The organism is Staphylococcus sp. HMSC077D08 (assembly GCF_001837945.1).
Classification (GTDB): Bacteria; Bacillota; Bacilli; order Staphylococcales; family Staphylococcaceae; genus Staphylococcus; species Staphylococcus epidermidis.
On sequence record NZ_KV834799.1, the window covers coordinates 19083 to 34091 of the forward strand.

General features: G+C 30.7%; 14 protein-coding genes. 12 read left to right on the forward strand and 2 right to left on the reverse strand.

Annotated features, from left to right (window positions below; translation table 11 throughout):
• The 5 genes from HMPREF2663_RS08570 to HMPREF2663_RS08590 all read left to right on the forward strand — a co-directional run bounded on the left by HMPREF2663_RS08570 (position 1) and on the right by HMPREF2663_RS08590 (position 5937).
• On the forward strand, positions 1 to 1062 hold the full coding sequence (locus HMPREF2663_RS08570; RefSeq protein WP_070846210.1) for an alanine/ornithine racemase family PLP-dependent enzyme: 1062 nt from the start codon (positions 1 to 3) through the stop codon (positions 1060 to 1062).
• 202 nt (positions 1063 to 1264) lie between these two features.
• The gene (locus tag HMPREF2663_RS08575; protein WP_070846212.1) at positions 1265 to 2260 is read left to right on the forward strand and encodes an ABC transporter substrate-binding protein; all 996 of its coding nucleotides are present in this window, start codon (positions 1265 to 1267) and stop codon (positions 2258 to 2260) included.
• A gap of 11 nt (positions 2261 to 2271) precedes the next feature.
• Positions 2272 to 3303, forward strand: a complete 1032-nt coding sequence (locus HMPREF2663_RS08580) for a FecCD family ABC transporter permease (protein ID WP_002476067.1) — start codon at positions 2272 to 2274, stop codon at positions 3301 to 3303.
• Positions 3300 to 4265: a FecCD family ABC transporter permease gene (locus tag HMPREF2663_RS08585; RefSeq protein ID WP_002447360.1), complete on the forward strand. Its 966-nt coding sequence runs from the start codon at positions 3300 to 3302 to the stop codon at positions 4263 to 4265. The genes HMPREF2663_RS08580 and HMPREF2663_RS08585 overlap by 4 nt, the downstream gene beginning before the upstream one ends.
• 298 nt (positions 4266 to 4563) lie before the next feature.
• Positions 4564 to 5937 (forward strand): YjiH family protein, encoded by a 1374-nt coding sequence (locus tag HMPREF2663_RS08590; protein ID WP_002496346.1) that lies wholly within the window; start codon positions 4564 to 4566, stop codon positions 5935 to 5937.
• Positions 5938 to 6111: 174 nt separating this feature from the next.
• Here the strand turns inward: HMPREF2663_RS08590 and HMPREF2663_RS08595 are convergent, their stop codons facing one another.
• Both HMPREF2663_RS08595 and HMPREF2663_RS08600 read right to left on the reverse strand, forming a co-directional pair.
• Complete coding sequence (locus HMPREF2663_RS08595) at positions 6112 to 6426, reverse strand: heme oxygenase (protein ID WP_002475742.1); 315 nt, start codon at positions 6424 to 6426, stop codon at positions 6112 to 6114.
• A 152-nt stretch (positions 6427 to 6578) separates the two neighbouring features.
• Positions 6579 to 6839, reverse strand: coding sequence for a SunI/YnzG family protein (locus tag HMPREF2663_RS08600; protein WP_001829752.1), 261 nt, complete (start codon positions 6837 to 6839; stop codon positions 6579 to 6581).
• A 176-nt stretch (positions 6840 to 7015) separates the two neighbouring features.
• Here HMPREF2663_RS08600 and HMPREF2663_RS08605 point away from each other — a divergent pair, with 176 nt between their 5' ends.
• The 7 genes from HMPREF2663_RS08605 (at position 7016) to HMPREF2663_RS08635 (ending at position 14633) form a co-directional block, all read left to right on the forward strand.
• Entirely contained in the window at positions 7016 to 7525 is a 510-nt protein-coding gene (locus HMPREF2663_RS08605) for a metal-dependent hydrolase (RefSeq protein WP_070846215.1), read from the forward strand.
• A 54-nt stretch (positions 7526 to 7579) separates the two neighbouring features.
• Complete coding sequence (locus tag HMPREF2663_RS08610) at positions 7580 to 8767, forward strand: UTP--glucose-1-phosphate uridylyltransferase (protein WP_002475739.1); 1188 nt, start codon at positions 7580 to 7582, stop codon at positions 8765 to 8767.
• An 18-nt stretch (positions 8768 to 8785) separates the two neighbouring features.
• A complete protein-coding gene (locus HMPREF2663_RS08615) occupies positions 8786 to 9469 on the forward strand; it encodes a PAQR family membrane homeostasis protein TrhA (RefSeq protein WP_002447365.1) in 684 nt (227 codons plus the stop codon).
• Positions 9470 to 9708: 239 nt separating this feature from the next.
• Positions 9709 to 11046 (forward strand): multidrug efflux MFS transporter SdrM, encoded by a 1338-nt coding sequence (gene sdrM / locus HMPREF2663_RS08620; protein WP_002475622.1) that lies wholly within the window; start codon positions 9709 to 9711, stop codon positions 11044 to 11046.
• Between the two features lie 193 nt (positions 11047 to 11239).
• Entirely contained in the window at positions 11240 to 11707 is a 468-nt protein-coding gene (locus HMPREF2663_RS08625; protein WP_002458403.1) for a SepA family multidrug efflux transporter, read from the forward strand.
• 271 nt (positions 11708 to 11978) lie between these two features.
• A complete protein-coding gene (locus HMPREF2663_RS08630) occupies positions 11979 to 13418 on the forward strand; it encodes an MDR family MFS transporter (protein WP_002458404.1) in 1440 nt (479 codons plus the stop codon).
• Positions 13419 to 13565: 147 nt separating this feature from the next.
• The gene (locus HMPREF2663_RS08635) at positions 13566 to 14633 is read left to right on the forward strand and encodes a P-loop NTPase (protein ID WP_070846217.1); all 1068 of its coding nucleotides are present in this window, start codon (positions 13566 to 13568) and stop codon (positions 14631 to 14633) included.
• Positions 14634 to 15009 lie beyond the last annotated feature (376 nt).

Below are 15009 nucleotides of genomic sequence, written 5' to 3' on the forward strand. Positions count from 1 at the left end.
ATGGCGAATGTTCGTGTCAATTTATCTAAAATTAAATATAATGCCAAAGTACTTCAATCGTTATTAGAATGTAAACAAATTCATTTCACACCAGTAATTAAATGTGTCGCAGGGGATAAACATATTGTATCAAGTATTAAGTCTTTAGGAATTACACATTTTGCTGAATCAAGACTAGATAATATTGAACAACTCAAAGATTTAGGCATTACATTTACATTGTTACGACCTACTGTTGAAGCAGATTTGGAAAAGATGATTTCAAGAGTAGAAATGAGTATCCAAACTGAATTAACCACAATCAAAAAACTTAATACGTTAGCAAAATCTCTTGATATTAAACATCAAATCATGCTAATGGTTGACTGGAAAGATGGTAGAGAAGGGGTCTTGACCTATGATGTGGTACGCTATGTACAAGAAATACTTAAATTATCTCACATACAACTTGTTGGCTTGGCATTTAATTTTATGTGCTTTAAATCAGAAGCACCCAATGAAAAAGATGTTCGTATGATAAACAAATTTATACATGATGTAGAAAGTGAAACTCATTTTAAGTTTAGAATTATTTCAGGTGGAAATTCGAGTATGTTACCTCAAACACTGTACAATCATTTAAATAAAATCAATGATCTTCGTATAGGGGAAGCATTATTAAGGGGTATAGATACGACGACAAATCATTCAATTAATAGCTTATATCAAAATGCGATAGTATTAGAAGCAGAAATTATAGAAATAAAACCACGCCTATATCAAAAAAATAATCAATCTTATTTACAAGCTATAGTTGATATCGGTTATTTAGATACTTTTATCGAGGGGATAAAACCTCTTGGGGATGATATAAGAATATTAGGTGCATCAAGTGACCATTTAATGATTGATTTAAATAACCAAGACCATTATCAGATCGGAGATAAACTTCAATTTAGCTTGAATTATGAAGCGCTGTCTCAGAGCATGTATATGAAAAATTTAACTAAGTTATATAGTAGTGATTCAAAAATAGAATCCCTTGTTCAAAACTTTGATATGCCCATATATTCCCACTGCTAAAAGTGTTTATTTACCTTTAAATCAACGCACCGTTCCAAATTAAATTTTGATAGGCATTACTTATTAAAATTAGCATTTTTATATAAACATCATTTGTTCAGCGTTGGATTAATTATGAAAATAATAAAATAAGTTATTGACATTGAGAATCGTTATCAATAAACTAATATTGTAAGCATATACATATTAAGGAGTGGAAACAGTGAGAGGTTTAAAAATTTTAAGTGTAATTGGCTTATTGTTTGTTTTAATTGCAACTGCAGCATGTGGAAATAATAATTCAAGTAACTCAAGTAAAGAGTCATCAAAAGATGGAGTTGAAATCAAGCACGAAGAAGGTACTACGAAGGTACCTAAACACCCTAAACGTGTTGTTGTTCTTGAGTATTCATTTGTTGATGCGTTAGTTGCTTTAGATGTTAAACCTGTTGGGATAGCGGATGATAACAAAAAAAATCGTATTATTAAACCATTAAGAGACAAAATTGGAAAATACACTTCTGTAGGAACACGTAAACAACCTAACTTAGAAGAAATCAGTAAACTCAAACCAGATTTAATTATTGCTGATAATAATAGACACAAAGGTATTTATAAAGACTTAAATAAAATTGCTCCTACGATTGAACTGAAAAGTTTCGATGGAGATTATAATGAAAATATTGATGCTTTTAAAACAATTTCAAAGGCTTTAGGTAAAGAAGAAGAAGGTAAAAAACGCTTAGAAGAACACGATAAGAAAATTGAAGAATATAAAAAAGAAATAACTATGGATAAAAATCTAAAGGTATTGCCTGCAGTAGCTGCTAAATCAGGTTTGCTTGCTCACCCAAGCAACTCTTATGTTGGTCAATTCCTAAGTCAACTAGGTTTTAAAGAAGCATTAAGTGATGATGTTACTAAAGGTTTAAGTAAGTATCTTAAAGGACCTTACTTACAAATGAACACTGAAACTTTATCTCAAGTGAATCCTGAGCGTATGTTCATAATGACAAATAAGGCAAGTTCTAAAGAACCTTCACTAAAAGAACTAGAAAAAGATCCTGTATGGAAGAAATTAAATGCTGTGAAAAATCAACGTGTTGATATTTTAGACCGTGACTTATGGGCAAGATCACGTGGTTTAATTTCTTCAGAAGAAATGGCAAAAGAACTTGTTGAATTATCAAAGAAAGATAGTAACAAAGATAATAAGTAAGGTGGAAAACAATGACTATAGTAAATAAAGATAGTCAATCCGCTATTGAACAAAAAAAGAAAAAGCGCACTACACTCACTTTTATTGTGGGTGTGTGCCTTCTTTTTATTTCAGTATATTTGAATTTAGCGATTGGTTCTTCAAAAATACAATTGAATGATATTTTAAGTTATGTCACTGGACACACGAATACAAAAGCAACTTTCTTAATACACAATGTACGTATGCCAAGAATGCTGGCTGGTTTAATTATTGGTGGCGCTTTAGCAATTGCAGGTTTATTGATGCAGGCAATTACCAAAAACCCTTTGGCTTCACCACAGATTTTTGGTGTGAATGCAGGCGCTTCCTTCGTTATTGTTCTTATAACTGTACTTATACCGTCTCTAGGCTCTTACTCTACAATTTTAGCGATAATTGGTGCCTTCCTAGGAGGTTTTACTGTCTATACATTGTCTGGCTCTACTAAGTCGCTTACACCGATTAAACTAGCACTTGCAGGTATGGCTATTCATCTGTTCTTTAGTAGTATGACTCAAGGTATAATTATTCTAAATGAAGATTCTAATGATACAGTGATGTTCTGGTTAGTTGGTTCATTAGCCGGTATAAAATGGCAACAGATTATATTTATCTTACCATTTTTACTCCTTGCTATTTTTGTGACCATATTTATGGGAAGACAATTAACTATATTAGAGTTAGGTGATGATATTGCCAGAGGATTAGGACAAAGAACAGAAATCGTCAGAATGATTGTTGGAATATTGGTCGTTGTTCTTGCTGGTGTTTCTGTTTCTATTGCTGGTCCTATAGGATTTGTTGGTTTGATAGTTCCACACATAGTGAAAAGATATATAAATAAAAACTATATATTGATGATACCTTTAACATTTATATTCGGCGCTACTTTATTACTGATTTCTGATGTATTGTGTCGCTTAATTACTTATCCATTCGAATCGCCAGTAGGTATTGTTACATCATTTGTTGGTGCTTTTTACTTCTTATTCATAACTGTTAGAGGGGTGAATCGCATATGATTAAACAAAACCTGAAGATGCGCTATACCATTGTCTTACTGTTATTAATTTTTAGTACAATCTTTAGTCTTTGTATAGGATCAGTAATGATTAATCCTATTCATGCAGTTACAGGCTTCTTCTTACACAATGACTTTATTTTAAATGAATATCGAATTCCTAGAACACTTTTAGGAATACTTATAGGCAGTAGTTTAGCTATTTCTGGCTCGGTGATACAAGGGGTTATAAGAAATCCACTTGCCTCACCCGATGTTATTGGAATAACAAAAGGGGCAAGTTTAGCAGCAGTAATAATCATAATGATATTTCCATCGGCACCTCTATTTGTTCTTCCTTTAGGTTCATTTATCGGTGCTTTGACAATAAGTATTATTCTTTCAGTTCTTATTTCTAAATTTGATGTAAAGGGATCAAAATTAGCATTGATAGGTTTAGCTATAGGTGCAATTTGTACGGCCATTGTCCAATTCCTGCTTATACGTAATCCTCTTGATGCAAATAATGCGCTATTATGGTTAACTGGTAGTTTATATGGTCATAATATAGCCAGTTTTTATAGTTTATTACCATGGTTTATTATCACTGTACCTATAGTATTGTTATTAGGGTATCAACTTGATATTTTAAATTTAGGTGATCATGTAGCCATTGCACTAGGAGCACGTGTAAAAATCTTAAAAATGACTTTACTTGTATTAGCAGTAATGTTAGCAGGCGCGTCCATTGCAGTAGTAGGAGGTATTAGTTTTTTAGGTCTTATAGCACCTCATATTGCACGTCAACTTGTCGGTCATAAAAATATACATGTTATAATCATGTCAGGTTTGGTAGGAGCAATATTATTAACTTTTGGTGATGGTTTAGCAAGAGGTATACAACCTCCTCTTGATATTCCTGTAGGTGTTGTAATAGCAATTATAGGCGCACCTTACTTCTTATTTTTATTACGTAAGATGTAGTATATTTGATAGTTTCAATATTATATTTTTAGTTATAGAGCCTGATACATTACAAATTAATGTACAGGCTCTTATTGATGTTACAATATCATTTTGATGGCTCATTAAAAAAATAAAAAATATAAATCATATACGAATAGAACTGCTTAAATGGAAAAAGAGTTAAAATGGATTTGCTAAAAGTTAATAAATAGCGTATAGTGTTCTTTACGTAATTATTCAAAATAATGCATATATATAATGTGATATACTTTAAATTACATATGGATATAAAAAGATAGAAATGGATTGAATATATATGAATGAATATAAAAAAGTTGACATAGTTAGAGGTAGAATTAAATTTATCACTATGTCGTTGTTAGGGATTATATTATTTTTAATTCCTATACCAGTTGTTCAAGATGGACAGCATCAAACGACTCTTCCAATAGCTTTTTTAGCTGGTTTATTAAAAGATTGGCTTGGTGGTATCATGCCAATTTTAATTGTAACTATCATAACTGTATCAGGTATTTTAACAATATTATGCTCTACAATTTATAAAAATAAATTAAATCCTCAAGGTTTAATGAACAGTGCTTTCAACGTTAAAATAGGATGGCTTGTTTTGAGAGTATTAGCTGTCTTCTTCTCTTGGCTAACATTTTTAAATATTGGACCTGAAATGATTAAATCTGAAGATACAGGTGGATTAGTATTTTCGAGTTTATTACCTACTCTTGTAGCAGTATTTTTATTTGCTGCAATCTTTTTACCTTTATTAATGGAGTATGGTCTATTAGAATTACTTGGCCCCATTTTTAGACCTATCATGCGACCTTTGTTTACTTTACCTGGTAGATCGACAGTTGATAATCTAGCTTCATTTATAGGTGATGGTACAGTTGGTGTTTTAATTACTAGTAGACAATATGGTGAAGGATATTACTCAAGAAGAGAAGCAACTGTAATATCCACAACCTTTAGTGTTGTATCTATTACGTTCGCGATTGTCATTGCCGAAACAATTAGAATGCAAGATCAATTCTTCTATTTTTATTTAACAGTTGTCATTTCATGCTTAATTGCAGCAATGATTATGCCAAGAATTTGGCCACTTAAAAATATTCCTGACGAATATGCTAAAGAAGTAAGTGAAGAGGCCCGTAATGAACAGCTACCAGAAGGCAAAACAGCATTAAAATATGGTTTTGATTTAGCAACTGAAGTTGGAATTAAATCGCCAGGGTTTAAAGAATTTTTAATTTCAGGTTTTAAAACAGTTGTAGATATGTGGTTTGTAATTTTACCAGTAGTTATGAGTATAGGAACAATAGCTACTATTATCGCTAACTACACACCTGTTTTTGAGATTATAGGAAAACCATTTGTTCCAGTACTAGAATTGTTACAAATTCCAGAAGCACATGAAGCATCACAAACAATTCTAATTGGGTTTGCCGATATGTTCTTACCTTCAATTCTTATTGAAGGGGTTCAAAATGATGTAACACGTTTTGTAATTGGAGCATTGAGTATCTCTCAACTTGTTTATTTATCTGAAGTGGGCGGCGTGATTCTTGGTTCTAAAATTCCAGTTAATATAAGTAAATTATTTATGATTTTTTTAATTCGTACTATCATTACGCTTCCAATAATTGCTTTATTAGCGCATTTATTTATTGGGTAAAAGATATACTCATTTTTAATTTAGTGGGAGTGGGGAACTAATCAAAACAACAGCAATATATTACTAATGGTTAAAATAAAATTTCTCATATATCAAACTTGTTTTATTTTAATAATAAATGCAAAATTAGACAATGAATCATATACGTATTCTAGCCCACTCCCTTTGCATAATTTATCTTCTGTTTAAAGAAGATAAAACATTTGATTTAACAATTTCGCTTTTAATGACTGGTGAATTTTCGGATTTACCAGTATTTTTATGTGCTTGTTTAAATACATCACTATTCACCCAATTTTTAAAATCTTCTTCAGTTTCCCACCAACTATTTACATACATATCTTCGCTATAATCATCTTTATCAATTTGCCAAACTTCAATACCTTCAAAGCCCTTTAAAGATTCAATAGGTCCTCCTTTAGTAAAATTAGGCGCCATTTGTTTTGCATATCCTTTTTTTACAGTGATTCTATTTGTAACAACGAACATTCATATTACCTCCTAGTCTATTTTCTTTAATATAATATTTATCATTCAGCTTAGCAATTTTGAAAATATCACATTAAAAAACTGTCGACATTATATTGAGTTATGTCGACAGTCTAATTATAAAGTTATGTTAAAAAATATAAATCTGTAATTTATTTTGTTAACTCATTATATACTTTTTGATCATTTTGAGTGTAAATAATATATAAGTGTTGATCAGTATCAATTAATACGCGATTTGTTTTTCCGAAAGTAGAACCGATTCGAGATATTTCTTTACCATTCTCTTCTGGTACGGCATGAATATCTTGATCTTGAGTAACATTTTTAATTTCATTATTTGGAATTTTGATATCTGCTACTCTCCATTGAATACGAACTTCATTATCGTTTTTCTTAACTGTCATTGCCATTAAAAACACTTCCTTTAATTAATTTATAAACCTATCATAAATGATTGTGTAATCGTTTTCAAGTATTTATGTGATACTTTTTTTAATTATGTCATACTAATTGAAAGTGAATGCGAAAGTATGTTCGCTTTTTAAAACGAAATGTGCTAAAATATCCTTATAAAGGAGAACAAAACATGACAGGTAAAACACACGCATCATGTGGCTTTTTAGTCGGTGCAATAACCACACAATATTTTCATACAGATATATTTACTTCTATATCAGTGATTGTACTTTCAGTCATTTCAAGTATTTTGCCAGATATATGTCATACACAAAGTAAAATAGGAAGACGATTTAGGCTTACTAGTTTTTTTGTCAGAATTTTATTTGGTCATAGAACATTTACGCATTCACTTTTATTTATTATAGGAATTAGTTTTTTACTGTACTTCATACAAACTCCGATGTATTATATGGTTGCAATTGTTATTGGTATGTTTTCGCATGTTATACTTGATATATTAACTCCAAGAGGTGTTAAACTATTTTATCCTTTACCATTTAATATCGTATCACCCATTCATTTTAAAACTGGGGGACTAGTAGATGTATCTCTAGCTACTGCATTAAATGTTGGTGCGATATATACTTTATTTCAACCATATTTAAATACTATGATGCACTATTGGTTAATCAAATAAGATTATTATGAGAAAAATAACAATTAAAATTACGTATACATAAGGAGCGTTATCATGTTAGAAAAAAATCAATTGGAAAAGTATAACCAAGAGCATTTGTATGAATATGAAAAATTAATGAGTAGTAATGAAAAGAATGCTTTAGATGAAAAAGTGAATCAGTTAAATCTTGCAGAAATTCAAGATTTATATCAGGACTTATATGTTAATAGAAAAACTATTGATGATGTATCTTCTGTATCTGAAGTCAAATATGAAGTGAAATCACGACTCAATGAAGAACAACGACATACATATGAACAAAAAGGTTATGAGGCAATACGAAATGGTGAATTTGCAGTATTATTGATGGCTGGAGGACAAGGTACGCGTTTAGGATATAAAGGGCCTAAAGGTTCTTTTGAAATAGAGGGTACGAGTTTATTTGAGCTTCAGGCGCGTCAATTGATTCGTTTAAAAGAAGAAACTGGCCACACAATTAATTGGTATATTATGACAAGTGACATTAATCATAAAGATACAATAGAGTATTTTAAACAACATAAATATTTTAATTATGATGCCAATCATATTCATTTCTTTAAGCAAGATAACATTGTTGCTTTAAGTGAAGAAGGAAAACTTGTTTTAAATAGAGATGGACATATTATGGAAACACCTAATGGTAATGGGGGTGTATTCAAGTCTCTTAAAAAAGCTGGATACCTTGATAAAATGCAACAGGATCACGTCAAATATATCTTCTTAAATAACATTGATAATGTCTTAGTTAAAGTTTTAGATCCGTTATTTGCAGGTTTTACAGTGACACAAAGTAAAGACATCACATCAAAAACAATTCAACCTAAAGATAGTGAAAGTGTAGGTCGACTTGTAAATGTTGATTGTAAAGACACTGTGTTAGAGTATTCCGAATTAGATACAGACATAGCAAATCAATTTAACAATGCTAATATAGGTATCCATGCTTTTAAACTAGGTTTCATTACCAGTGTTGTTGATAGAGAATTACCATATCATTTGGCAATCAAACAATTAAAACAATTAGATGAAAATTTTGGTGTGGTTGAACGTCCTACATTAAAGTTTGAATTATTTTATTTTGACATATTTAGGTACGGTACAAGCTTTGTAACACTACAAGTTCCAAGAGAAGAAGAATTTTCACCTTTAAAAAATAAAGAAGGTAAGGATAGTGTACATACAGCTACAGAAGATTTAAAACGAATGGATTTGATTTAACTAAAGGTGGTGGAATAGATGTCTCAATCATCTAAGCGAAAAAACGATTCTGTGGTAGAAACTTTTAAGGACATCATTCCTTTAACATTTGGAGAAGAGATTGGTAATGCAGCATCACATGGTGCTGCTGCATTACTTACATTATTTATTCTTCCATATGCAGCAGTGCATAGTTTTAACAATGGTGGCACATTAGAGTCAATTAGTGTGTCGATTTATGTGATTAGTATTTTTATGATGTTCATATCATCAACCATTTATCATTCGATGCAAAATAATACGTCTCATAAATATATATTAAGGATTATTGACCATAGTATGATTTATGTGGCTATTTCAGGAACGTATACACCTGTTTTGTTAAGTGTTGTCGGTGGTTGGTTAGGTTGGCTTGTCACAATATTATTATGGGGAACAACATTATGGGGAATTTTGTATAAATCAATAGCAACTAAAGTCAATCATAGATTAAGTCTCATTGTTTATTTGGTGATGGGGTGGGTAGGTATCATATTCTTACCTATTATTATTATGCGAACATCATGGTGGTTTATTTTCTTTATATTTCTTGGTGGGTTATCTTATACTATCGGAGCTTGGTTTTATGCCCAAAAAAATAAACCTTATTTTCATATGATTTGGCATATATTTATTGTTCTTGCTTCTCTCTTACATATGATAGGCATTTTTTATTTTATGTGAATTGCAACATTCTATCCTTTTAAGTTAGAGAGAAAAATAAGTATTATTTTTAGATATATCATTATACTTTAAATAAACACATGGTGGCGTTGGAATTTTAACTTTATGGACTTTTTAAAGGGGTGAGATGTACTGATCTCACTCCTTTTTATTGAAAACAAATGGTGTATGAGTACCATCATATTAAAAAGTCAATTTTACGTTTCAATAGCTAAATCCAATAAAAAGGGAGTTTTTTTATGAATCTTAAGTCCATCATTACTGTAATGGCACTCATACTAATAATGTTTATGGCAGCTATAGAAACATCAATCATTTCATTAGCATTACCAACAATAAAAAATAGTTTGAATGCCGGTAATCTAGTTTCATTAGTATTTACCGTATATTTTATTGCTTTAGTCATAGCTAACCCTATCGTTGGTGAGCTCATGTCTAGATTTAAAATTATTAACATTGCTGTTGTAGGGGTATCATTGTTTGCCTTAGGTAGTTTAATGTCGGGATTAAGTCAGACGTTTACTTTTTTAATTATCTCTCGAATAGTACAAGGTTTTGGAGCAGGAGTTATGATGTCACTCTCACAAATAGTTCCAAAGTTGGCTTTTGAAATTCCGTTAAGATATAAAATTATGGGTATCGTCGGAAGTGTCTGGGGGATTTCGAGTATTATTGGTCCATTATTAGGTGGTGCGATTTTAGAGTTCGCTTCATGGCATTGGCTATTCTATATCAATATTCCTATTGCTATATTGGCAATAATACTTGTATTTATGACTTTTCATTTTCCTGATGAGACACAAGTACAACAGAGTCGTTTTGATATAAAAGGATTGATTATCTTTTATATCTTTATAGCTTTATTAATGTTTGGTTTACTCAACCAACATCATATTATTTTTAATATATTCTCAATTATTTTAGCTTTAGTTGTTTTATGGATGCTATTTAAAGTAGAAAATAGTTTCGAACAACCATTTTTACCAACGAAAGAATTTAACATATCAATAGTTCTAGTTTTTATAACGGATTTACTAATTGCGATAACATTGATGGGATATAATTTATATATACCAGTATATTTACAAGAAAAACTTGGTTTATCACCTTTACAAAGTGGATTTGTAATATTCCCGTTGTCTGTTGCTTGGATTACGCTTAATTTCAATTTAGCTAAAATAGAAGCGCATTTTACTAGAAAAACATTATATATTTGCTCATTCTTTGTTTTATTAGTTTGTAGTCTGATGATAATGTTTGGCTTAAAACTCCCATTGCTTATTGCTTTTGCGGTTATATTTGCAGGTTTAAGTTTTGGCTATATTTATACAAAAGATAGTGTTATTGTCCAAGAGGAAACTTCTCCAAAAAATATGAAAAAGATGATGTCGTTTTATGCATTGACAAAAAATTTAGGTTCGTCTGTCGGATCTACGATTATGGGATATATGTATGCACTAAATGTTGGTTTATTTGGTTCTAATTTACACAATGTATTAGGATTAGTATCAATAATTTCAGTATGTTTAATTGTAATGTGGATGACATTATTTAAGAGTAATCCTATTCAATCTTAGAAACATTACAGAATGATTTTTTAATTATGAGCAAGTAGAAATGCGTATACCATATCTACTTGCTTTTTTTGTGAAAATAAAAAGAAATAAGTTGAGATGAGAAGAAGAAATGTTGTATAACTTAAAATTTTATATGCTTTTATTTACATGATAATATATATGTATATACGAAGTGTAAGGGAGGACAAAAGTGATGAAATTTTTAAAAAATAAATCATATCATTTATTAGTAACACTTATTGTTCTCACTATATTTATTATTTCCGGAGCCATTTTTTTAACGTTTTTAGGCTTTGGTTTGTACGGTTTGAGTCGCATCCTTATTTATTTACACTTAGGCGATTTTAGTTACAATAAAGGCTTTTATGATAATTTAATATACTACGGTAGTTATATCGTATTAGGCTATTTTACTTTATTTTCAATTGAGCATTTAATGGATTATTTTAAAAAGAATCTTCCAAAAAATCCATACTTTCAAGGTATTAACTTTCATCTCATCTCCTACATTGTTACTACAATTATGTTTTATTTTATAGTTCACATACACTATGTACATGTTAATATACATTTTTGGGTAATTATGATTATTATAGGATTTTTATTTGTATGTAAAGAAGTTTTTTATCCTGAAAGTAAAAATTTGAATAATAAAAAGTAAGGCGTTTGTAAAAAAAGAGAATTTAATATGGAATAATTGAACTTAACGATAGAAAATAATTTAATTATTTAATAGCAATGTTTGATAATGCTATTAAAAATTGCAGTTATATCATGCTTTACCAAGCAGTACAAAGTTTGAATAATTACACAATAATGGTATTCAAAATAACAAGAAATTTCTATCATTATTCTGAGCATTAAGTTTGTATCGGTAAATAAAATTTGATTGAATATAAAATTATCATTTGAATAAAAAGGAGTATATGTTTATGGCCAGTTATGAATTATCTAAGACTAAGCGAAATTTAATCGTATCTGTAATGTTAATTAGCGCTTTCGTGGCCATTTTAAATCAAACATTACTTAATACAGCCTTGCCACACATTATGCGTGAGTTAAATATTAATGAGAATACATCGCAGTGGCTGATTACAGGTTTCATGTTAGTGAATGGTGTCATGATTCCACTTACCGCTTACTTAATGGATAAAGTAAAAACAAGACCGCTATATTTAGGTGCAATGGGAACATTTCTGATAGGATCAATCGTTGCTGCTATTGCACCTAATTTTGGCGTGCTCATGTTTGCACGGGTAATACAAGCTGTCGGTGCAGGTATACTCATGCCATTAATGCAATTTACATTGTTTACATTGTTCTCTAAAGAACACCGTGGATTTGCAATGGGACTTGCAGGATTAGTTATACAATTTGCACCTGCAATTGGACCTACATTTACTGGTTTAATCATTGACAATGCAAGTTGGAGAGTGCCATTTATTGTTATTGTCGGTATAGCATTAGTTACATTTATATTTGGTTTTGTATCGATTTCAAGTTATAACACAACGAAAGAAACAAAACTGGATAAAAAATCCGTTATATACTCTACATTAGGTTTTGGATTAATGCTTTATGCTTTCAGTAGTGCTGGTAACCTAGGTTTTTCTAACCCAATTGTCCTTTGTTCGCTTTTAATAAGTCTAATCATCATTGGTATTTTTGTTAAACGACAAATTACAATTTCTAATCCATTATTAAATTTGAAAATATTTAATAACAAAATATTTTGTTTTTCAACAATTACTTCTATGATTATTATGTTATCTATGGTAGGACCTGCATTACTTATTCCATTGTATGTTCAAAATGCTTTAGGATTATCTGCGTTGCTATCAGGATTAGTAATTATGCCTGGCGCGATTATCAATGGTATTATGTCTGTGTTTACTGGGAAGTTTTACGATAAATATGGGCCTAGACCGTTAATATTTACTGGATTTATCTTATTGATTTCTTGTACATTTCTATTATGCTTTCTTAAAGTAGATACATCCTATACGTACTTGATTGTAATCTATGCGATTCGTATGTTTGCTGTGTCTTTATTAATGATGCCTATCAATACGACGGGGATAAATGCATTGAAAACTGAAAACATTTCCCACGGAACGGCAATTATGAACTTTGGACGTGTTATGGCGGGATCTCTAGGAACTGCTCTAATGGTCACTTTTATGAGTATAGGTGCTCAATGGGTTGTATCATCAAGTAATCACGCTAGTAAAGAAATGATTCAACGGCAAAGTGTTGCTGCGGGAGTTGATGTATCGTTCGCGTTAGTCACTGTTTTTGTGATTATTGCTTTTGTTCTAGCATTATTTATAAAGGAGCCTAATCATTCTACTCACAATAGTAGGAAAGTATAATAATTAGTGGTTAGTCTATTTTAAAAATGGGCTAACTTCTTTTTTTATATTAGGAAAAGTCTTATACTAAAAAATATGAATGATATATAAACAGGCAACTATTAGTTGCTATGTAGATAAATTAAAAATCAATAAGGGGGATTTACTTTGTTAACGGTAAATCAAGTTAAAGAAATTGTAGGGGCATTAAAGGATCCGATTATAGATGTGCCATTGAAGGAATCTGAAGGTATTGTTGATGTGTCTATTAAGGATAATATTAACCATGTGAGCGTTAAGGTGGCAATGGCGCAATTAGGGGGGCAACCACAATTAGATCTTCAAATGGCTATAGTCAAAGCCTTAAAAGAAAATGGTGCAAATACTGTGGGAATTCGTTTTGAAGAACTTCCTGGCGAAGTAGTCGAGAGATATATAGGAAAAGGTAGTGAAAAGCCCAAAACCATTGAAGAACTATTATCACAAAATAACCCAGTTGAATTTATTTCTATAGCTTCAGGTAAAGGTGGGGTTGGTAAATCGACAGTGGCTGTTAATTTAGCCGTAGCTTTAGCAAGAGAAGGTAAGAAAGTAGGATTAGTAGACGCTGATATATACGGTTTTAGTGTGCCTGATATGATGGGAATAGATGAAAGACCGGGTATAGATGGTAAGGAGATAATACCTGTAGAGAGACATGGAGTAAAAGTTATTTCAATGGCATTTTTTGTAGAAGAAAATGCACCGGTTATTTGGAGAGGTCCAATGCTTGGTAAGATGCTTACAAATTTCTTTACAGAAGTACAGTGGGGAGAACTTGATTATCTACTTCTTGATTTACCACCTGGCACAGGAGATGTAGCTTTAGATGTACATTCAATGTTACCATCAAGTAAGGAAATTATAGTAACGACACCGCATCCAACCGCGGCGTTTGTAGCGGCTCGAGCAGGTGCAATGGCTAAACATACAGAACATACTATTCTTGGAGTTATAGAAAATATGAGCTATTTTGAAAGTAAGGAAACAGGTAAAAAAGAGTATGTTTTTGGAAAAGGAGGAGGCAAAAAGCTTTCTGATGAACTTGAGACGCAATTATTTGCTGAACTTCCATTAGAACAACCTACATGGAATCCCAATGACTTTTCGCCTTCGATATATCAATCGGATGATTGTTTAGGAGAATTATATAATTCAATCGCAAGAAAAGTTATAGCAAGCACCCAAAAACAATAAAATCGATAATACCTAAATTGTGTTTAAATCGTGTGAAAAATATTTTCATACGATTTTTCTATTGCAAATTTTAAGAAATGTGTTAGAATATCTTCTTGTGAGTGAATAAAAGAACTCATACGAATAAAAAATAATTCAATTTAAATGTTGACTTCAAAACATAAAATTGATATTATATAAAAGTCGCTAAAAAGTGGATGTAAAGCGATTAATAACTTTGTTAAGTTGGTGTAAAAATAACCCTTGCAAAGTTAATGAAAAGCTTTTAAAATTAATTAAGTAATATCAATTAGTTATTGACTTTTATCGAAGCGATATAGTACAATATAAAAGATTGATTTTACAAAATGAACATTGAAAACTGAATGACAATATG

Coding starts and splice junctions, on each gene's coding strand:
- HMPREF2663_RS08590 (WP_002496346.1), top strand. CDS start 4,564: ATGAATGAATATAAAAAAGTTGACATAGTTAGAGGTAGAATTAAATTT.
- HMPREF2663_RS08570 (WP_070846210.1), top strand. CDS start 1: ATGGCGAATGTTCGTGTCAATTTATCTAAAATTAAATATAATGCCAAA.
- HMPREF2663_RS08600 (WP_001829752.1), bottom strand. CDS start 6,839: ATGGCAATGACAGTTAAGAAAAACGATAATGAAGTTCGTATTCAATGG.
- sdrM (WP_002475622.1), top strand. CDS start 9,709: ATGAATCTTAAGTCCATCATTACTGTAATGGCACTCATACTAATAATG.
- HMPREF2663_RS08605 (WP_070846215.1), top strand. CDS start 7,016: ATGACAGGTAAAACACACGCATCATGTGGCTTTTTAGTCGGTGCAATA.
- HMPREF2663_RS08580 (WP_002476067.1), top strand. CDS start 2,272: ATGACTATAGTAAATAAAGATAGTCAATCCGCTATTGAACAAAAAAAG.
- HMPREF2663_RS08585 (WP_002447360.1), top strand. CDS start 3,300: ATGATTAAACAAAACCTGAAGATGCGCTATACCATTGTCTTACTGTTA.
- HMPREF2663_RS08595 (WP_002475742.1), bottom strand. CDS start 6,426: ATGTTCGTTGTTACAAATAGAATCACTGTAAAAAAAGGATATGCAAAA.
- HMPREF2663_RS08610 (WP_002475739.1), top strand. CDS start 7,580: ATGTTAGAAAAAAATCAATTGGAAAAGTATAACCAAGAGCATTTGTAT.
- HMPREF2663_RS08625 (WP_002458403.1), top strand. CDS start 11,240: ATGAAATTTTTAAAAAATAAATCATATCATTTATTAGTAACACTTATT.
- HMPREF2663_RS08630 (WP_002458404.1), top strand. CDS start 11,979: ATGGCCAGTTATGAATTATCTAAGACTAAGCGAAATTTAATCGTATCT.
- HMPREF2663_RS08615 (WP_002447365.1), top strand. CDS start 8,786: ATGTCTCAATCATCTAAGCGAAAAAACGATTCTGTGGTAGAAACTTTT.